The sequence below is a fragment of the Helicobacter sp. T3_23-1056 genome, from assembly GCF_053654535.1.
Map to the genome: position 1 here is coordinate 105,336 of NZ_JBSIUU010000006.1, position 20,148 is coordinate 125,483.

Below are 20,148 nucleotides of genomic sequence, written 5' to 3' on the forward strand. Positions count from 1 at the left end.
AACCCTTGACAAAACCCTTAAAAAGCACGATTAGCCAAGCACTTAGCACCAAAATATCACACTATGAGCGATAATCCGCATTTATATTCACATAGCTAGGTGTCAAATCACAGCCATAAGCCTTAGCAGATTTTGCCTTTTTGCTAGCCCCCCTGCTTTTCAAATCAGCAACTATCGTAATTTCGCTATTTTTTAGAATCCTTTTTGCCCTTTTTTCATCAATGCTTAAAGCCTCGCCATTTTGCATTATAGCGATATTGCCAGCCTTGCTAGATATGGACAAATCTAGCCTATCTTTTGCAAAATCCACCCCCGCATAGCCCATAGCACAAAGGATTCTACCCCAATTTGCATCATTGCCATACATTGCGCATTTCACAAGGTTTGAGCTAATGATAGATTTTGCTAGCTTTCTAGCTACGCGTTTGCTTTGGGCATTTTGCACGATAGCAGTGATTAGCTTGCTAGCCCCTTCGCCATCTTTTGCGATTTGTCGTGCCAAATCATCGCACACCATTTCTAGCCCTTTTAAGAATGCTTTATAATCCACACTTCTTTCATCTACGATGAGTTCGTTTTTCGCGCTTTTGTTGCTTAGGGCTAGCACCATATCATTGGTAGAAGTGTCCCTATCCACACTTATCATATTGAAGGTATTTTTGGTTACTTTTTTTAGTGCCTGTTGGAGTAGCTTTTGGGAAATATTTATATCTGTGATGATAAATCCAAGCAATGTCGCCATATTTGGGTGAATCATTCCGCTACCTTTGGCTATGCCTGCTATGCGGATTTTTGCGCCATTTTTGCTTCTAAATTCTAATGCGCTTTGCTTTTGGCGTGTGTCGGTTGTCATTATCGCTTTTGCGGTGTTTTGGGCGTTTATTTTGGAGCTAGATTTTGCTTTGGCTAGATTTAGGATTCCTTTTTTTATCTTTGGCATAGGCAAAGGCACGCCTATCACGCCTGTGGAAGCCAAAAGCGTAGCGTGAAAATCTATATCTAGCGCAATAGACGCGCTTAGGGCGGATTCTAGGCAGTCTTTTTTGCCCCTCTCGCCTGTGCAGGCATTTGCATTGCCCGCGTTTATGATGATGGAGTGAAAGTATGGCGTATCTTTTAGCCTAGCGATATTGTGCTCTACGCACGCTGCGCGGACTTTGTTGCGCGTAAAAACGCCCGCTGCTACGCAAGGAAGCCCGCTATAAATCAACGCCATATCAAGTCTATCTTTGTATTTTATCCCAGCTTTGATTCCAGCGTATTCAAAGCCACTTAGGGCTTCAAGCCCATTTTTTAGGATTTTAAAACGATTTTGCGGAGTGTTTTTGTTTTGCGAAGTGCTTTTATTTTGTGGGTTGCTTTGCACATCGTGGGATTTATTTGAGGGGGTTTTTATGGCAGAAGTTTTTGCGTTTTTATTGATTGGTTTTAGATGAAATTTTGCAGAGGTTTTTGGTTTTGTATTGGGGGTTTTTGGGGGGTTTGTAGTCTTTTTTGTGCGTAGATTTTGGATTATTTGGCTTGGGGTTAGCGGTATGGATTTTTTGTTGTTTGGCTTTGAAGTGCTATTCATCGCATATCCTTAAAAAATTTTTCAAAATGTTAAAAAATCGCTACATAAAAAGTCTTTAAAAAACTTTTGGGATTTTACAACATAATGTTTAATTTGGCAATTTTTAGATTTTGCCTAGATTTTTTTTAGCGTGTTTTGCGTATTTAGGCTTAGCTCATAGCGATTTGCATTTGAGCGCAAATCCCAGCCCTGCGTTTTCCAAAACGCATTGCCGACTAGATTTTCACTAAAAGCGATTAGGGCTATGGAGCTAATCTTTTCCCTTCTAAATCCCTCTAGCGCATACGCCACCATCGCTTTGCCTATGCCACGCAGTCGGTAGTCTTTATGCACGCAGGCGTGGTAAATGCTACCATAGCGTCCATCGTGCCCGCATAAAATGCTACCCACAATTCTTTTATGCGCGATTTTTCTATGCTCGATTTTTTTATTTGCATTCTTTGTATGTGCGTTTTTAGAATGCACGATTTTAGAATGTATCTGCCCTAGCTCATCTTTTTTATGCAAATCTAATCTTTGCTTTTTAAAATCGCTAAAATCCTCACATTGCGCGACAAAATCTACATTTGCACCAAAATTTTCGCCACTAGATTTTGCGCTAGATTCGCTCACTTCAGCTACCACACTTAGATTTGGATTTCTTTGCAAAAATCGCTCCACCCCCTCATAAGAATCATCTACACTGCGGATATAAAACCCCTCGATATGCTCCCACAAATGCGCCACACTCTCATAGTCATCGATTCTCATCGGGCGAATCTGTATGTTTGGGATATGTGCGTTTGTGGGGGTTTGTGAAATTGGCATTTTAGATTCTTTTGATAAAAGCTATGGAAACATCGGCGCAGATTCTAGTCCGCTTGCCTCATCGATACCAAAGGCTATATTCATATTTTGCACCGCCTGCCCAGCTGCACCTTTGATTAGGTTATCTAGGGCGGTGGTTATGATTATGCGATTGGTGCGCAAGTCAAAAAATGGCGCAATATCCACAAAATTACTCCCCTCTACCCAGCGCGTTTGTGCGGTCATACTTTCCTCCAAAATCCGCACAAATTTTTCCCCCGCATAAAAATCCTTATAAACTTGTGTTAGCAAGTTTTTAGCAGAATCTTTTTTGCTAGATTCTGCTTGTTGCAATTCACGCGCAAAATCCGCACTTGGAGTAGCATAAATACTTGCAAATATCCCTCGATTCATCGGCACAAGATGAGGGGTAAAGCTAAGGGTGATATTTTGCCCTGCTAGGGTTGAGATGGCTTGCTCTATCTCGGGCGTGTGGCGATGAGAAGTGATGCCATAAGCTTTAAAATTTTCCGCCACTTCGCAAAAAAGATTGTCCATTTTTGCACTTCTACCCGCACCAGAGACGCCAGATTTTGCGTCAATGATTATGCTAGAAATGTCTATTTTTGGGCTAGATTTTGGGCTTTTTTTCTCGCTTAACTTTTTTTCGCTTAGTAATGGCGCAAGGGCTAAAATAGAGCAAGTAGGATAACACCCCGGATTTGCGATAAGCCTAGCAGATTTTATACTATCTCTATTTAGCTCACAAAGCCCATAAACAGCTTCTTTTAGCAGTTTTTGATTGCTATGTGCGGAGTGATACCATTGCTCAAAAACGCGTGGATTTTTTAGTCGAAAATCCGCACTCAAATCAATCACCTTTGTAGAATCTAAAATCCCCTCATCTAAAATCTTTGCGCAAAAATTATGCGGCGTCGCACAAAAAAGCACATCTATTTGCTTTGCTAAGCTAGCTAGATTTTCGCCATTTACGCATTTGATAGGCAAAATCTCAAAAAAGTTTTGATACGCTTTGAAATAAGACTGCCCATCAAAACTTTGCGAGCCAAGCCACATAATGCTTGCATTTGGGTGAGAGACAAGCAAGCGCACTAGCTCATTTGCCGCATAGCCACTTGCGCCTAAAATCCCTATTTTAATTTTATTTTTTTGGATTTTGTTTTTTGGGATTTTGTTCGTTTTGATTTTGTTTGTTGGTGTTTTTGCTTTTTTTGATGAATGTGTATTTTGTGTATGTGCCATATTGTGCCTTGCTGTGCGATTATCTAGGCTGTGCCACTTAGATTTGTAAATCAAAATTATATATCAAAAATATGCTTTTTGGGTTTTTTCGTGCGAAGTATTAAACAATGCCTACAATATGGGCTAAATCATAGCGCATCACGCAAAAATCTACATTACAAAAAAACATATTTTCTAAATCAAAAATTTTTAAAACCCAAGCCCGATTTCTAGCATTGTGCTGATATTTTGCGTGCGGGGATAATACACATCGCTAGCACCGCCAAAAGCGACTTTGCGCGAAGAATCTACATAATGATAAATCACACTTAGCCTGCCATACCAAGATTGTTTTTTTATATTTAGATTATTTCCAAAAAGTCCGATAAATGCCTTTGCTTCGTGGCTGTTTTGATTTATGCGCGAGGTAGTGTCATTTGTTTTATGCACTCTTGTGGGGAAATGTGGATTTGGGCGATTAGAGCTAAATTCTCTAAAAATATGAGAACCATAAACAATATAGCCATACGAGATGCCATACTCTAGCCCGATAATGTCATTTAAATGTCGCATACTTAGTAGGCTTGTGCCAAGTGAGAGCAAGGTCGTGTATGGGAGATTAGATTCTACTTCGTAAAGATTTGCACGAAATGAAGTAAAAATATCTATAAAAATGGGCTTCTCTAGCTGATATGCGTTTATGCCTGTGTGCACCGTAGCACTAATATTAACATTTGCAGAATTGTTGGCAAGGTTTGGCATCACGCTTTGTGCAAGATTAGATTTTATGCCCGCTCCACCCAAACCAAAATCCATATCCACCCCAAAGCTAAACCACTCTTTCCACCTGCGAAAACGCACCGCCAAATATGCCCCACCCTGCGTTATGTTTGGATTTGATTGCGCTGTGCTATGATGGGCTACATAGCCACCTATGCCCACTTTGTAGTCATTGCACCATAAGTCATTGCAAGAATAGCTTATCGCCAAAGTGCCAAAGCAAAAATGCGACAAAACTAAGTAGCCCAAAATCTTATAAAACCTATGGATTCTCATTTGTGGATTCCTTTGATTTTTTTGGTGCAGTTTTTATATATGCCATATTGTAGCCTTATTTACTTTTTAGCAAATGCCTAAAAAATGCACTTATAAACAGTCTTAAAATGATTTTATTTATCTCAATGCTTTGTCATTATTTGTCATTAAAAAAGCTGAAAAATTCTGTCATTGCCACGCTCATTTTGCAGGCGGATTTTGTGTAAATCCGCGTGGCAATCCACCCTCCGATCGTCATTGCGAGCAAAACACAAGACTTGCGTGGCAATCTATAACCAAAAATTACAAAAAAGCGTTATTTGGCATTTTTTTAATTGTGGATTGCCACGCATTGCGTTGCAATGCTCGCAATGACGGCATTGAAAATTCTCTCAATAACGCAAGCATTTGTCATACTTAAGCGAAGCGAAGTATCTCAAAATATAAAAAAAACAGAGATACTTCGCTTTCTACGAAAACTCAATATGACAAAGATAGAGATACTTCGTTTTTTTGCAAAGCCTTCGTATGACAATGTTTGCTAGTCATTGCGAGATTTTGCGACTTTGTAAGAAGTTGCAAAATCGTGGCAATCCACTCTCCCATCGTCATTGCGAGCAAATGCGCTAGCATTTGCGTGGCAATCTATAAAATCAAAATCACAAAATCTAATAAATCCCCTCTATCTCAACTATCCCAAAATCCAAAATATCCCCCACAGATTTTGCGCATCAAAACACGCCAAAACAAACTAAATGCGGTTTTTTAGTATCGCCACAGTTAGCCCATCTTCTATGAAATATTTATTTGCCACCGCCTGTATATCCTCCAAAGTAAGATTTGCAAACCTCTCCTCATACTCAAGCAATGGCGTAAGATTGCCCATCACCAAATACCGCCCAAAGATTCCTGCTACCGAGCTAGCTTTGTTTAGCCCAAATACAAAATTTGCACGCATATTGACTTTGACTTTGTCTAGCTCTTTTTGCGTGATTTTGCCCTTTTTTACCCGCTCCAAAATCGCTAAAATCTCTTTTTGTAGTTTCTTTGCCTCCACGCCTGCATTACCCGCCGCCATAAGCATAAAAATCCCACTATCTTTTAACGCCATAGCCGAAGCAGAGACTTCACTAGCGATATTTTTTTTATCCACTAGCTCGGCATCTAAGAGGGCTGATTTGCCACCGCTTAGGATTTCAGCTAGCGCGGATAATGCCACTTGGTCTTTGTCCTCAAAATTTGGGATTTTATACCCCATAAGTAGCCATTCTATCTCACTCTCTTTTTTTACGATGACTTCGCGGTAGCCATCTTGGGCAGGCTCTATGATTGCGGGGCGGGGGACTTGATTTTGGGCGTTTTGTGTTAGATTTTGGCTATGTTCTTTTTGGCTATTTTTTGGGGCATTTTTGATTTTATTAAAATGCTTTTTTGCACTCTCAAATACGATTTTTGGCTCTATATCGCCTGCGACTACGACTATGGCGTTATTTGGCTGATAATACTGCTGATAAAACTCCCTTATATCGCCTATATCCCAGCCCAAAATATCCCCCATAAATCCGATGGGCGTCCAATGGTATGAATGGTGCAAAAACGCGGTATTAAAAAACCGAAAATACAGATACCCCACAGGCGAATTATCCGTCCTCCACCTACGCTCTTCAGCCACCACTTGTCGCTCGGGCTGAAATTCCTTATCATTTAGGCTTAGATTTTCCATAAGCTCTGAAAAAAGCTCCAAAGATTTATCCACATTTGCCGCACTTGATTTGATGTAGTATTGCGTGTAGTCAAAGCTCGTAGCCGCATTATTTGTGCCACCAAAACCTTTTACTATTTCATCAAATTGCCCAGCTTTTAGATTCTTAGTAGATTTGAAGCTCAAATGCTCTAGCATATGGGCTATGCCGCTTTTGCCCATCACCTCATCTCTAGAGCCGACTTTATAAAATACATTTGTCTGTATCACACCGCTTTTGTTATCAAGCGGGATTACGACTACTTCTAGCCCGTTTTCAAGTCTTATTTGCTTAAATTGGGGCAACGCGCTTTTTGCTTTTGCTACGCTATTTTGTGGATTTGCACCTGCGATACTCATACATACTCCTATCATCAGCATTATTTTTTTTACGCATTTATTCACTAGGATTCTCCTTGATTTTCCTTAAGATATTTGCCTTAAGATTATAAATAAAATCGCCATTCTAACCAAAATGAGAAAACACACTAGAATCTTAATATGATAAGTTTGGAAAATATCGTGCATAAAATTGATGATTTTGATGAATGCAAGATTTTGACAAGATTTTGTAACATTTAGATTTTGAATCAAAAACATAGACTAACTCTTATAAACATTTATAAACATTTTACAAAAATCGCGCATAAACTTAGCACATAGCCATAAATCACAATGTCTAAAATCTAATGCAATAAAAGCGGGCAAAAGCAACAATCAAAATACCTTTGCCCGCCTAAATTTACGCATTTTATGATTTTGTGCTAGGGCGTCTTGTGCGCGTGGTGGTGCTTTTTTTGGTAGTAGAAGTCGTGTGCTTTGTGGTAGATTTTGCCCTAGATTTTTCCGCAGTGGCAGGGCTTTTTTTCGCACTCTTTTTGTCGTTTGTCTCATCGGCAAAAAGAGAATCTATGTCGATTTTATGTTTGTGGGCTTTTTTGTCCCCTTTATCATCTTTGCTTGCTTTTTTGTCTTTTTTGTGCTTGACTTCATCGTGGCTTTGTTTTTGTAGTCGTTTTTTGCCCTTTTTGCCTAGCTCTGCGCCTATCGCCTCGCCTATGTTGCTAAATCCATCGGCTTTCAAAAATATCTCTAGCTCTTTGTTGATAGTGCTACAAAGCGTAGGACCCTCATAAATAAACGCCGTATAAACCTGCACAAGACTAGCTCCTAAGCGCATTCGCTCATATACATCTCTAGCACTTGATATGCCACCTACCGACATTATCACCCCCCTGCCAAAAAACGCATTTGCAAGCTCACGCAACACTTCCAAACTTTTTTCTTTTAGCACCTTGCCACTTATGCCACCATTTTTTGGGCTAGCTAGCAGGGTAGAATCTGTCGTGGTGTTTGTCGATATGATTCCGCTAGCACCGCTTGCTAGCGCGCTATCACAGACTTTTAGCATTTTGTCTATGTCTAAATCTGGGGAAATTTTTAAAAACACAGGTTTTTTGGTGTGCGTTTGTGCCATCGCAAATAGTTCTTTGACAAATTTTTCATTTTGCAAATCACGCAGTTTAGGGGTATTTGGCGAAGAAAGATTGAAAACATAATAATCCCCCACTTTTAGCACATCTTTTAGGGCGTCTTGATAGTTATAGAGAGAATCTTTGATTTCGACATCTTTGTTTTTGCCTATATTTACGCCGATAGGTATGCTAAATGGGTGGTATTTTTGTATATTTTTGGCAAATTCTTGGCTACCGCAGTTGTTAAACCCCATTTCATTTTGGAGGCTTTCCTCATCAATATGGCGAAAAAGTCTAGGCTTTGGGTTGCCTGCTTGAGGGATTTTGGTAATCGTGCCAAGCTCTAAAAATCCAAACCCTAGCGCACCAAGTGCTTTCACCATCTCGCCATCTTTGTCAAACCCCGCAGCAAGCCCCACAGGATTATAAAAATCCATTCCGCAAACTTTGGTTTTTAGCATTTGGGATTTGTATCCACCGCTTATTTTTAGCAACAAATCATCAGCAAAGGGAATATCAGGCAGTTTGTGAAGCACTGCTTTGACTAGGCTATGCGCTCTCTCTGGGTCTAGCTTAAAAAGCACGGGACGGATTTTTTGGTATAGGCTCATTTTGTTTCCTTATGTTTGGGATTTGAAAATCTAAGGCGTATAAACTAATCTAAGTCCTACGATAAGGCATTGCAAAAACGCGTTGTTGCAACGATTTTAAGCAAAATCTTTACTTGCGCCAAAATCTTTATTTACACAAAAATCTTTTACTTACAACAAAATCCTTATTTGCACAATGCCTAAATTTACAGAATCGATTTTGCATTTTTGTCATTTTTTAGCCCAAAATCTTAGCAAAATCTTTATGCAAAATCTACAAAATCGCTTCAAAGTCTAATAAAAATTTTAAGATTCTCCCACCATTCGTTGCAATAATTTTTTTGCTTTGGTATTTTGGGCAGATTCTTTTTTGACAGATTTGCTCGCTTCATTGACAAACCTTTCATACACCACTTGCGAAGAGATAGGATTTTCTTTTGGAGTTGGGATTTTTTTATACTCGCCATCGCTTTGTAGCTGGTGGATTTGGACATTATCGCTTAGCTGAATATTTACGATTTCTATTAGCTTATCAGCGATAGTTTTGTTTGTCGCAGGGGTTAGTAGCTCGACTCTGCGCTCCAAATTTCTAGGCATCAAATCCGCGCTTGCAAAAAATACTTTTTCTTTTGAATGCGCAAAATAGTAGATTCTAGCGTGCTCTAAATATTTGCCAATGATAGAAAACACACGGATATTTTCGCTTAGTCCCTTTACATTTGGTCGCAGACAGCATACCCCGCGAATGATTAAATCTATCTGCACGCCCGCTTTTGAGGCGACATATAGCGCGTCTATGACATCTGTATCCACTAGCGCGTTTGCTTTTAGGATTATCCGTCCTTCTTTGCCAAAACTAGATTCTGCTTTGATAAGCTCCAAAATCTTTGGCTTTATCTGCGTGGGCGCGGTAAATAGCGTTTGAAGTTTGCTTTTGTAAGAACTACCTGTGGATAGCGAATGAAAAAACTTAATCGCATCATTTCCAATGTCTTTGTTTATGGTTAGCAGGCTAATATCCGTGTAGATTTTTGCCGAAGCGGTATTGTAATTCCCCGTGCTTAGATGGACATATTCGGTTAGCTTATCGCCTACTTTTTTGATGACAAGGGCGATTTTGGCGTGCACTTTTAGCCCGGGCACTCCATAGATGACATGCGCTCCAGCAGATTCTAGCGCACGCGCCCAATGCAAGTTATTTTCCTCATCAAATCTAGCTTTTAGCTCGACAAGCACCGTTACTTGCTTATCCTCTGCTGCTTGAATCAATGCTTTGACTATGGGAGAGTTTTTGCCCACGCGATAAAGCGTCATACGAATAGATAGCACATTTGGGTCTTTTGCAGCGGTTTTGATAAAATCCACCACAGGGTCAAAACTCTCATAGGGGTGAAACATCACAATATCTTGAGATTCTATCGTATCTAGGATATTTGACTCGCTATCGATAGGTGGCAAAGATTTTGGCACAAAAGGCGCAGAGCCAAGATGAGCAAAATCTTTTGCCCCCACTAGCTCCCAAAGCGTGCCTAGATTTAGCAAAATATTATACGAATAAATATCTTCTAGCGGAATCTCTACTTGCTTTTGGACAAAATCTTTTAGCTCTTTTTTGCCCTCGCCCACTTCAAGTCGCGTGATTTCCCCTCGCTTCCTCGCGCGCAAAGATTCACTCATAAGCTGCATAAAATCATCGGCTTCATCTTCCTCGATTTCAAAATCTGCATTGCGCGTAACGCGAAACGGAATATAATGCTCCACGCTATGCCCCAAAAACAGCTCTGAAGCAAACTCCCCTACGATACTCTCCACAGGGACAAACACGCCTTTATCGATTTCGACAAATCGCTTTAGCACGCGCGGGATTCGTATGATTCCGTATTTGATTTCTTTGGTTTCGTTGTTTTTTAGCTCGATAACGATACCAAAGCTAAGGTTGTTTAGATGAGGGAAAGGGTGCGTAGAATCCACCACGATAGGAACGATGATGGGGTAAAGATAGTTGATAAAATAATCGTGCAAGGCGATTTTTTGGGTTTTGTTTAGCTCATCTAGGTTTTTTACTTTTAGCCCCTGCTTATCAAGCGCGTTTTTTATCTCTCCAAAAAGTTTTGACACTTCTGCTTTTTCGCTATGGATATACTCCCTTATGGCGTTTAGTTGCTGCAAAGCAGTGAGTTTGTCTGCGCCCACTTTTGTGATTCCGCTTGCATAGAGCCTTTTTAGCCCCGCTACGCGAATCATATAAAACTCATCAAGATTTGTCCCATAAATCGCTAAAAATTTTAGCCTATCAAGCAATGGCAACTCTGCCCTGCGAGATTCATTTAGCACACGCGAATTAAACCTTAGCCACGATAGCTCTCTGTTGAAGTATTTTGTATCGACTATTTCCACGCTAAAACTCCTTATGTATGATTTTGTATTGGCATATTTGAAGCGATTTTTGATGCGTCTTGCTAGCCACTTACTCGCCTATATCGCACGATAATCGCTACAAACGCCAATACATAACGCAAAACCTAATCCCATAATTCTACCCTAAAATCTACAAAAAATAAGCAAATCCAAAAATAAATAAAGTTAAAAGAAGTTTTGGATTTTGATGATTTTGTGTGAAAAATGTGAGGTTTGGGGAATGAAAAAAAAGTGCTAGAATCAAATGTCTATGGCAAATAGTAGCCAAATGTTAATGGCAAATATTTCAAAACTAGATTTTGCCAAGAAATTGTGCTAAGAAATTTTGCTAAGAAATTTTGCTAAAATGAAAGAATCAACCGCGTAAAGTGTGTCTAAATACATTTATGATTTTTTATATTAAATTAGCTTAACTAAACTTAAATTAAATTTGGGCTCAAATCCACCTCAATCAGTTTATTTCTTGTTATTTTTGTGCCAAGATTTTATACAAATCTTGCCCATTTCTTACCATTTGATTTTGGTGTTATCGCCCTTCATTTGATAGATTTTATTTTAGTCAAAAATATAAGAAATTTAGAATCTCTATTTGCGATAAATCACGCAAAAACGCAAGACACGCGCACCAAACTACACGCAATGTTGAAATTTTGTATCAAAAATGCAAAAAATTGTCTAAATTCAAATTCAAAAAAATACGGCTAGCGCAATAACCATAAATTTTTATACAAAATCCACCTTAACCGCACTTGAATGCAAAATCTATTTATACTTTTGCAAAGATTACTACGCCATTTGTCCCGCCAAAACCAAATGAATTGCTCATAACCGCTTGTATGTTTGCCTGCCTTGCGACATTTGGGATATAGTCTAAATCGCATTGTGGGTCTTTGCTCTCTTGGTTGATTGTGGGGGGCAATACTCCCTCATTCATCGCCATTATGGATATGACGGCTTCTATCGCGCCTGCTCCACCTAGACAATGCCCTATTTGCCCCTTTGTAGAGCTTACAGGTGGGACGCTATCTTTGCCACCAAAAACCTTTTTCAAAGCCATTGTCTCATACAAATCATTATATGCGGTGCTTGTGCCGTGCGCATTGACATAGCCGATTTTTATCTCGCCATTGCCATTTGTGCTAGCCCAAGAGTTTGCCATAGCGATTGCAGCTTTCATAGCGCGATATGCGCCCTCGCCCTCTGGGGCTGGCGTAGTGATATGGTTTGCATCGCCACTCTCGCCAAATCCCACCACTTCAGCGATAATATTTGCACCTCTTGCCTTTGCCGCTTCGTATTCTTCTAACACAAGCGCACCCGCACCCTCTCCCATTACAAATCCATTTCTCTCTTTGTCAAATGGTCTAGAGGCTTTTTGAGGTTCGTCATTGCGCTCGCTTAGGGCTTTCATAGCGGCAAAGCCACCGATTCCCACAGGGCAGATAGTGGATTCTGCACCGATGACTAGCATTCTATCTGCACCATTTAGCATTATGGTTTTTGTAGCTTCGCTTATGGCGTGAGTGCCTGCCGCACAGGCTGTTACGCTCGCTAGATTTGGTCCTTTGATACCAAACTCGATAGAAGTAAAACCGCCTAGCATATTTACAAGCGCGGAGGGGATAAAAAACGCACTAATTCGTCTAGGTCCTTTATCAAAACACGCGATAGAATTTTTTTCGATATTTACAAGCCCGCCTATGCCCGCACCCGAGCTTACGCCAAATCTCTCTGCAAGACTTTCATCGATTTTGCCTTCACTACTTAGTAGCCCGCTCTCCCTCATCGCTTCTTTGCAGGCTTTTAATGCTAGCTGGATAAACCTATCTGCTTTTTTTACTTCTCTAGGGTCTAGGACTTCTTCTGGGTTAAAGCCCTCGATTTCAGCGGCGATTTTCACAGGGAAATCGCTCGCATCAAAGCTAGTGATATGCCTTATACCACATTTTCCATCTATGATAGCCTTAAAAGATTGTGCTTTATCAAGCCCTACGGCATTTATCATACCAATGCCTGTTACGACTACGCGTCTCATACTGCTCCTTACACATCTAAATGCAAAATCTTAATACAAAATTTTTCTAAGATTTTCTGTCATTTTAAGCAATCTGTGCCACACAAAAACACCATAAAATCACAGAATATCTTAGTTAGCAAAAATTAGCAAAATCAACTAGCCTAACGCAAAAATCAAGCAATCACAAAAACCAAAGCAACTAAAAACTGCCTAAAGACATATCCCTAAACACAATTTTAAACTTGCCAAAGCCACTAGCCCAATGCCACAAAACCGCTTGAGGCTAGCGACAAATCGTTTTGCGATGCCCTACCAAAATCTACTCACAAAAATTGTTTGCAAAATCCACTTGCAAAATCTGCTTACAAAAATCTACTTAATAAGATTCTTATCTCGCTTAAGATTCTTGCTAAGATTAAGGTAGAGAAAGCTGTGCTATTTTTTGTTTGCTTCGATAAAAGCTACAACATCGCCAACTTTAGAGATTTTGTTTGCCTCTTCATCAGGGATTTCTACGCCAAATTTTTCTTCCAATGCCATTATCAGCTCGACAACATCAAGAGAATCCGCGTTTAAATCGTTGGTAAATTCTGCTTCAGGCGTTACTTTGTCAGCCTCGACACTTAGTTCCTTTACGATTAGTTCCTTTACTTCGTCAAATAAAGCCATTGTATGCTCCTTAAGTTTTGTTAGTGCGGTATTTTAGCAAAATTTTTTTACAATTTACACCAAAAAAGCAAAACTACATATATAAACCACCATTTACTTTTAGCACTTCGCCCGTGATATAGCTCGCACTATCGCTTAGCAAAAACGCCACTGCTTCAGCGACTTCGCTACTTTCTCCAAATCTAGCTAGAGGGATATTTTTTTTGTAGCCATCTTTGACTTCTTCGCTTAGGGCTTGGGTCATATCTGTGGCGATAAAGCCCGGCGTTACGCAGTTAAATCGCACATTTCTAGGCGCGCCCTCATAGGCAAAACTTTTGCTCATCGCTATCATTCCTCCCTTGCTAGCAGCGTAGTTTGTCTGCCCAGCATTGCCCCGCTCACCGATGATAGAGGCGATATTTACCACCGCGCCAAATCTCTGCTTGCCCATTATTTTTAGGGCTTCACGCGAGCCGATAAAGCTAGATTTTAGGTTTGCATCAATCACAGATATAAAATCCTCTGTTTTCATGCGCATTGCTAGTTTGTCATTGGTGATTCCCGCATTATTCACAAGATAGCTTAGCTCGCCATCACTCTGCACTATGGCATTTAGCCCCGCGACAAACCCCTCTTCATTGGTTACATCAAATTCTATCACAGCGGCTTTTCCTCCGCTAGATTCTATCTCGCTTTTTAGGGCGTCTGCTATCTCTGGCTTACTGCGATAGTTTATCCACACTTTTAGTCCATAGCCTGCAAGCGTGCGGGCGATTTGCGCTCCGATACTTCGCGATGCTCCTGTGATAAGCACATTTTTTCCGCTAAATTTCATTGTTATCCTTTTTGTTGATTTTGGGTTTGGCAGATTTTGTCATCTTACTTTTGCACAAATTATGCGCACCCATTTTTAAAACACAAAATCCTAGCTAAAAATAAATAATTTTTTGCAATTTTTATTTCAAAAAATTATCGCTATTTTTTTCTCATTTTCTCCATTATCGCCCCTCTTATTTCCCCTCAAAGATTAGATTAAAATCATCAAAAAGTTCATCTAGTTTTTGTAGATTTTGGGCGTGCGTGGTGCTATTTTGTGGATTTTGAGCCAGATTTTGGGCAGATTTTTGGGCAGGATTTTGGATAGGTTTTTGGCTAGGTTTTGTGGTAGATTTTGGATTAGATTTTTCATTATTTGCTAGCATAGTTTGCGTTTCGCTAGATTGTGCTTGGATTTTGATAGGCGATATGGGTAGCTCGATAAAATCATCATTATCAAATTTTGGCTTAGGTGTATCTTTTTTTGGCTCGATAAATGGCTTTATAGGTGGTATCTTTTTTTGTTCTTGTTGTGGTGGTGGGGTTGCGTTGCTAGGGGATTGTTTGGGTGGTTTTGTGGATTTTGTAGGGCTAGATTGGGGGGTATTTTTGCTATCTTGTGTTTGTTTAGAATCCTTATATTGATTTTGTGCGTTATTTTGTGGCGTATTTTTCGCATTTGGAGGGGTTTGAGGGGTGGTTTGATTTTGATTTTTTTCTATTTTTTTAGCGTTTTGAAGTGTTTTAAAAGTCTGCTCTAATTGCTTATTTTTATCCTCTATCTCTACAAAAAGGCTTTGATTTTTTACCCTTGAGTAGCGCGGTATATAGCCCTCTAGCGCACGCATTTTTTTGCTTACGCTGTTGTAGTAGGATTCTGCTAGGGCGTTATTTTCTTTGTCTTTTTGCCATTTAAAGCCTTTGTTATAAGATTTTATAGTGTTTTTGTGGTTGCCTTTGTGGTATTTTTGCCAATACAGCAAAGTATCAAGGGCGATTTGGCTAGCAAAGAGGCGATTATCAATTAGCATTTGCCCCATCACATTGCGCGTAAAAGCGTTGTCCTCATACTTTGAATAATACTTTAGCACCACAGGAATATGCGCGTGATATAGCCCCGCACTAGGGTCTGAAAAATTCATCATATACACCCCCGCACAGCTCTCTTGCCACGCGATAGCCGCAAGCGTGTAGCCCATTCCGTGAGGTGCGCCAAAATTATACGCATAGATGATATTCTCCCGTTGGATTTTGCTAAATTTTTTTGGCTCTACGCATTCATATTGTGGAAATGTCGCAGGCTCTGGCTTTGTGTGGCTTGCGCTATGGTTTGCCCTCACTTCGCTTATACACAGCGCAAATATCCCAAATGTCGCAAAAAGCGAGTAAAAAAGAAGCGTTAGGATTTTGGGCTTGGCGATTTTGTTTAGATTGCTACTATTTTTTGCCTCTATCGCCCCTGCATAAGCCAAATCTTGCAAATGCGCATTTGAGGGGTTTAGCGATGATTTTGATAGTTTTTGCAAAGAAGTTTTTTTGTTCATAAAATAGAGCCTTTTTGATTTGATTTGCTACAATTACGATTTTTATGCAACTGCATTTGACTTGCGAAATGATTTTTATCTTAAACCTTTAAGGAATCCACAATGCCAACACAAGAGCTACTAATCGAAATTCTCACCGAAGAGCTCCCAGCAATCCCATTTCTAAAAGAATGGCAACATATCCCTAGCAAATGGAATGCCAAAATGGCAGAATCTAGGCTAAAAGCAGATTTTAAGCTACATTTTACCCCACGCAGAATCGCTATTTTTTCCCGCTCTTTTCCCACGCACACCGATGATGAGACAAAAGAATTTTTTGGTCCCCCATTGCATATCGCATATACAAACGGCGATAAAAATCAAGGGCTTAGCAATGCAGGACAAAGCTTCCTAAAAAAAGCCCAAATCAGCGAAAATGAAATCCAAGACACCACAAAAGACGGAAAAGAAGTGCTATACGCAAAGCAAGTGATAAAAGGCGTAAAATCTTGTAAGATTTTGCCAAAGATTATTGGGGAGTTTTTAGCAAGTCTAAATTTTGGAAAATCTATGCGTTGGGGGGATTGCATACAAAATGGCGGGGTTAGCTTTATCCGCCCGATTGTAAATATTATGATTTTGATAAATGGCAAGCGTATAAACCCGCTAGAATCTAGCGAGGATTTTAGTGGATTTGGCGAGATTTTGCATTTTGGGCAGGGCTATCTTAGCGCGACAAAAATGCACCGCGACAAAGGCTTTGAGTGGGTGGAAATAAGCGGGATTGATGATTATTTATCAAAGCTAGAATCTAATGGCGTAGTTTTAGATGAAAATGAGCGAAAAAAGCGGATTTTAGCGCAGATTAAAGAAATTGAAAAAAAAGAGAAAATCAAAGTCAAAGATGATGGGGATTTATTAGATGAGATTGTGGCGATTACAGAGTATCCTACCGCGCTTTTGGGGAGTTTTGAAAAAAGATTTTTAGATTTGCCAAAAGAGGTGATTCAAACTTCAGCAAGAGAAAATCAACGCTATTTTGTCGCACACAGCGAGCCAAAAAACGAGCTTTGCAATCACTTTATTTTCGTGGCAAATTCGCTCACACACGATTATGCCCCCATAATCAAAGGCAATGAAAAAGTCCTAAAAGCAAGGCTTAGCGATGCGGAGTTTTTTTATCACAATGACTTAAAAAAGCCTTTTAGCGATGAGAGAAGCGAAGAGAAGCTAGATTCTATCGCATTTGTAGATAATCTAGGAAGTATGCTAGATAAAACGCGCAGGGAGCGCGCTATCGGCGCGTTTTTAAGCAAATACTATGGATTAAGCGAGGCTGAATCTAGCAATGTCGATTTGGCATTGCGACTTAGCAAGGTGGATTTGCTTAGCGAAATGGTGGGGGAATTTCCCGAATTGCAAGGGATTATGGGGGGGTATTATGCAAAGCAAGCGGGGCTAGATTCTAGCATTTGCGAAGCGATAAAAGAGCAATATCAGCTAGCAGGGCATAACTACCATAGCAAAATCAGTGCTATAAGCGCGATGAGCGCGAAATGCGATAGTCTTTTTTCGCTTTTTAGCATAGGCAAAATCCCAAGTGGCTCAAAAGACCCATTTGGCTTGCGCCGCGCTGCAAATGTCATTTTAAAAATCGCGTTAAATGATTTGTTAGATTTTAGTTTGTCGCTAGAATTTTTAGGCGAGATTTTTAAAGCTGTGGGTGCAAGCACAAAATCTGGCTACAAAGAGTTTGATTTAGTAGCGTTGCAAGAGTTTTTTATCGAGCGATTAGAATCGATTTTTAGGGAGGATTTTGGCATAAGCACGCAGGTTTTTAGAAGCGTATCAAAAGGGGAAAATAAGCAAATCCAAGCGATGAGAGATAACGCCCTAGCCCTCCAAGAACTGCTAAAAAGAGATGACAAAGAGAGCTTAATCGCGGTATTTAAGCGCGTGGCAAATATCACAAAAGATATGGGAGAATCTAGCACAAAATCTAACACAAAATCTAGCACGGCTGGCACAAAAAATCCGCAAAAAGATAGCAAAATAGATTCTATTCTCATAGATTCTAGCCGCATAGATTCTAGCCTTTTTGCGCACGATGCGGAGAGAGATCTTTTTAGCGCGTTTGATGGCATTTGCAAAGCAAAAGACACATACCAAAATCCAAAAGATTTTTTAGAAGCACTTTTTAGCCTAAAATCGCTTTTAGAGAAGTTTTTTGACGCTGTGCTTGTAAATGATGAAAATCCCAAAATCCGCGCAAATCGCAAAGCTCTAATGTTTAAGATTTATAGTGAATTTAAGCAAGTGGGGGATTTAAAAGAGCTAGCGATTTAGGGCGATTTAAGATTTTGCTATCTATCAAGCTATCAAGCAAAAAATAGGCTAAACGGAGTTTATAAAAGTATGCAAAAAGCGATAAATGCGTCATTTGTGCTATGCTACCTTGTGCTAGGAAATATATCGCTAGCAAATCCCATAAATCTAGCCCAAACCGTCCAATCGCAAGAAACAATACAAACAACACAATCACAAGAAACAAATGCAGACTTAAACGCAACGCAAGATTTCACAGAGCCAAATTCAAACACAGAACAACAAGAACCAAACCCCACACCAACGCCAATCCCCACACCGCCCCCCACGCAAAATCCGCAAAACAAAAAAGCGTGGAATATCCTCCAAACCCGCCAAAAAGAGCCAAACAAACCACAATTTGGAATCAAAGAATCCTACCGCCAAAGCGCAGAATCAAACAAATTTGAATATAAGCCTTTTGATGCCGCACCTGATTATGAGACAAATTTTTATACAGATTCTGCACGCAAAATCCAAACCCAGCAAACCCAGCCATACTTTGAGCTAGGCAAATTTTTGCGCTTAGAAAATATCGAAATCTCTTCATTTACCACTTATGCAAATATCCGCTCAAAGTCTTTATCTGCGGTGCTAGGCGATAGATTTGAGAGCGGATATAGCGCGATTTTTGGGCGATTTACCTTTGAGACACCAAAACTATGGGGAATCTATCTAGGTGGCACGCTATCAGCCCTAGCGCATTTAGGCGATATAGGGCGCAAAGACACTTCAAACAATGCGTTTAGAGAGCAGCCTGAAATCATCTCACTTTTTATCAATAATGACGAAGCAAAAGATATGTTTCTAACCAATGACAAAGCCCATATCGCAGGGCTTTATGTGGGGATTTTGAATAAAAACGAGACTTTTGGAATCCGCTTAGGACGATATGGGGCAAGGTATGAATGGCTAGGGGATTATTTGGAGGGAGGGGAAATCTATGGGCATATTAGCGGGGTTAGAATCGCATTTGGTGGATTTTATCGTCAAAGCTACGCAAACCCTAGCGAAAACACCGCCTATGGGCATATAAAGCGACTTTATGAAACATATCAAGGCTATGATATGAAAATGAATTTTTATGCAGATGCAAACTATGAAAGCGAGGATTTGCAAGCGAGAATCTATGCAAACTATCTCCATAGCCTCTATACAGTCGCGGGGGCAAAGCTAGATTTTACCTCAAAAGAGTTGGCAAAAAATCTTCATCTAAGTTTTTTACTCCACGCAAATTTTGTAACCGCAGGGGTGCAAGAGGAATATAACGCGCTAAATGTAGGGCAATGTGGCAGTGGCAATTTCACGCCAAATTTGCTACAAAGAGTGCAAAACGCAGGGCTAGTATGCTACAAAAAAAATAGCTTTAAAAACGGCTTTGGCGAGCTAAATGGCGGAATGCTTCACTTAGAGGGCAGAGCGCATTTAGGGGGGCTAACAATCGCGACGGGCTATGTAGGCAATGATAAAAATGGCGCGACAGATTTGCTACCCATCTATGCGGATAATAACCCCCTAGAATACAACACCTACATTTATGGCGAGGGCGGGCAAAGTGGCTATGTGAGGGTGGATTATCGCAGGGCGGGAAAAGGCGTAATCAAAGAGTTTGGAGGATTTGTAGGCTATGGCAGAAGCATATTTTTCCCAAATGGCTCACTGCAAAATAGCCATTTTTCAAATCAAGCAGTAGGCGAGCTAGAGCTAAGCCTAGCAAATATTCATCTACATTTGACCATAGCGTATTTAGATGAGTGGGCAAAAGGCTCATCTAGCGCACAATCTAAATCACTAATTTCAAAACTATGGCTAGGGTATATGTTTTAGTGTTGGTATGTTTTTTGCGTATGATATGATTTTGGTTTAGTTGTGGGGGTTGGCTAGCGCGTAAATGCTATCATTTGTAGCCTAGAAAAA

General features: G+C 40.1%; 14 protein-coding genes and 2 pseudogenes. 4 read left to right on the forward strand and 12 right to left on the reverse strand.

Annotated elements, in window-relative coordinates:
* Positions 1 to 61: 61 nt before the first annotated feature.
* The 5 genes and pseudogenes from argJ to ACWIUO_RS04660 form a co-directional block, all read right to left on the reverse strand.
* Positions 62 to 1,573 (reverse strand): bifunctional glutamate N-acetyltransferase/amino-acid acetyltransferase ArgJ, encoded by a 1,512-nt coding sequence (gene argJ / locus ACWIUO_RS04640; protein WP_454176757.1) that lies wholly within the window; start codon positions 1,571 to 1,573, stop codon positions 62 to 64.
* Positions 1,574 to 1,687: 114 nt separating this feature from the next.
* On the reverse strand, positions 1,688 to 2,197 hold the full coding sequence (locus ACWIUO_RS04645; protein ID WP_454176774.1) for a GNAT family N-acetyltransferase: 510 nt from the start codon (positions 2,195 to 2,197) through the stop codon (positions 1,688 to 1,690).
* Positions 2,177 to 2,338 (reverse strand): annotated as a pseudogene (locus tag ACWIUO_RS04650) (GNAT family N-acetyltransferase); the annotation flags it as partial. The gene ACWIUO_RS04645 and the pseudogene ACWIUO_RS04650, both read right to left, overlap by 21 nt.
* Before the next feature lie 63 nt (positions 2,339 to 2,401).
* Complete coding sequence (gene argC, locus ACWIUO_RS04655; RefSeq protein WP_454176758.1) at positions 2,402 to 3,622, reverse strand: N-acetyl-gamma-glutamyl-phosphate reductase; 1,221 nt, start codon at positions 3,620 to 3,622, stop codon at positions 2,402 to 2,404.
* 189 nt (positions 3,623 to 3,811) lie between these two features.
* Positions 3,812 to 4,657, reverse strand: a complete 846-nt coding sequence (locus ACWIUO_RS04660) for a hypothetical protein (RefSeq protein ID WP_454176759.1) — start codon at positions 4,655 to 4,657, stop codon at positions 3,812 to 3,814.
* A 130-nt stretch (positions 4,658 to 4,787) separates the two neighbouring features.
* Between ACWIUO_RS04660 and ACWIUO_RS04665 the strand changes: the two genes are divergently transcribed.
* Together ACWIUO_RS04665 and ACWIUO_RS04670 are read left to right on the forward strand one after the other, a co-directional pair.
* Complete coding sequence (locus ACWIUO_RS04665) at positions 4,788 to 5,057, forward strand: hypothetical protein (RefSeq protein ID WP_454176760.1); 270 nt, start codon at positions 4,788 to 4,790, stop codon at positions 5,055 to 5,057.
* A gap of 117 nt (positions 5,058 to 5,174) precedes the next feature.
* Entirely contained in the window at positions 5,175 to 5,405 is a 231-nt protein-coding gene (locus ACWIUO_RS04670; protein WP_454176761.1) for a hypothetical protein, read from the forward strand.
* Here ACWIUO_RS04670 and ACWIUO_RS04675 read toward each other — a convergent pair.
* From ACWIUO_RS04675 to ACWIUO_RS04705, 7 genes and pseudogenes are all read right to left on the reverse strand, one after another.
* Entirely contained in the window at positions 5,388 to 6,737 is a 1,350-nt protein-coding gene (locus ACWIUO_RS04675; RefSeq protein ID WP_454176775.1) for a M16 family metallopeptidase, read from the reverse strand. The genes ACWIUO_RS04670 and ACWIUO_RS04675 overlap by 18 nt on opposite strands.
* 673 nt (positions 6,738 to 7,410) lie before the next feature.
* Positions 7,411 to 8,463, reverse strand: a pseudogene (pyrD, locus tag ACWIUO_RS04680) (dihydroorotate dehydrogenase (quinone)); the annotation flags it as partial.
* 285 nt (positions 8,464 to 8,748) lie between these two features.
* Entirely contained in the window at positions 8,749 to 10,839 is a 2,091-nt protein-coding gene (locus tag ACWIUO_RS04685; RefSeq protein WP_454176762.1) for an RNA degradosome polyphosphate kinase, read from the reverse strand.
* A gap of 787 nt (positions 10,840 to 11,626) precedes the next feature.
* Entirely contained in the window at positions 11,627 to 12,895 is a 1,269-nt protein-coding gene (locus ACWIUO_RS04690) for a beta-ketoacyl-ACP synthase II (RefSeq protein ID WP_454176763.1), read from the reverse strand.
* 417 nt (positions 12,896 to 13,312) lie between these two features.
* On the reverse strand, positions 13,313 to 13,546 hold the full coding sequence (gene acpP / locus ACWIUO_RS04695; protein WP_454172167.1) for an acyl carrier protein: 234 nt from the start codon (positions 13,544 to 13,546) through the stop codon (positions 13,313 to 13,315).
* A 73-nt stretch (positions 13,547 to 13,619) separates the two neighbouring features.
* Positions 13,620 to 14,363 (reverse strand): 3-oxoacyl-ACP reductase FabG, encoded by a 744-nt coding sequence (gene fabG / locus ACWIUO_RS04700; protein ID WP_454176764.1) that lies wholly within the window; start codon positions 14,361 to 14,363, stop codon positions 13,620 to 13,622.
* Between the two features lie 175 nt (positions 14,364 to 14,538).
* Complete coding sequence (locus ACWIUO_RS04705; protein ID WP_454176765.1) at positions 14,539 to 15,888, reverse strand: hypothetical protein; 1,350 nt, start codon at positions 15,886 to 15,888, stop codon at positions 14,539 to 14,541.
* A 102-nt stretch (positions 15,889 to 15,990) separates the two neighbouring features.
* Here ACWIUO_RS04705 and glyS point away from each other — a divergent pair, with 102 nt between their 5' ends.
* Together glyS and ACWIUO_RS04715 are read left to right on the forward strand one after the other, a co-directional pair.
* Positions 15,991 to 18,213 (forward strand): glycine--tRNA ligase subunit beta, encoded by a 2,223-nt coding sequence (gene glyS / locus ACWIUO_RS04710; protein WP_454176766.1) that lies wholly within the window; start codon positions 15,991 to 15,993, stop codon positions 18,211 to 18,213.
* Between the two features lie 69 nt (positions 18,214 to 18,282).
* Positions 18,283 to 20,058, forward strand: coding sequence for a hypothetical protein (locus ACWIUO_RS04715; protein ID WP_454176767.1), 1,776 nt, complete (start codon positions 18,283 to 18,285; stop codon positions 20,056 to 20,058).
* Positions 20,059 to 20,148 lie beyond the last annotated feature (90 nt).

What these genes read in the sequence shown, in the direction of transcription:
- ACWIUO_RS04715 (WP_454176767.1), top strand. Translation starts at nt 18,283, where the DNA reads ATGCAAAAAGCGATAAATGCGTCATTTGTGCTATGCTACCTTGTGCTA.
- ACWIUO_RS04675 (WP_454176775.1), bottom strand. Translation starts at nt 6,737, where the DNA reads ATGAGTATCGCAGGTGCAAATCCACAAAATAGCGTAGCAAAAGCAAAA.
- glyS (WP_454176766.1), top strand. Translation starts at nt 15,991, where the DNA reads ATGCCAACACAAGAGCTACTAATCGAAATTCTCACCGAAGAGCTCCCA.
- ACWIUO_RS04660 (WP_454176759.1), bottom strand. Translation starts at nt 4,657, where the DNA reads ATGAGAATCCATAGGTTTTATAAGATTTTGGGCTACTTAGTTTTGTCG.
- ACWIUO_RS04705 (WP_454176765.1), bottom strand. Translation starts at nt 15,888, where the DNA reads ATGAACAAAAAAACTTCTTTGCAAAAACTATCAAAATCATCGCTAAAC.
- fabG (WP_454176764.1), bottom strand. Translation starts at nt 14,363, where the DNA reads ATGAAATTTAGCGGAAAAAATGTGCTTATCACAGGAGCATCGCGAAGT.
- argJ (WP_454176757.1), bottom strand. Translation starts at nt 1,573, where the DNA reads ATGAATAGCACTTCAAAGCCAAACAACAAAAAATCCATACCGCTAACC.
- ACWIUO_RS04690 (WP_454176763.1), bottom strand. Translation starts at nt 12,895, where the DNA reads ATGAGACGCGTAGTCGTAACAGGCATTGGTATGATAAATGCCGTAGGG.
- acpP (WP_454172167.1), bottom strand. Translation starts at nt 13,546, where the DNA reads ATGGCTTTATTTGACGAAGTAAAGGAACTAATCGTAAAGGAACTAAGT.
- argC (WP_454176758.1), bottom strand. Translation starts at nt 3,622, where the DNA reads ATGGCACATACACAAAATACACATTCATCAAAAAAAGCAAAAACACCA.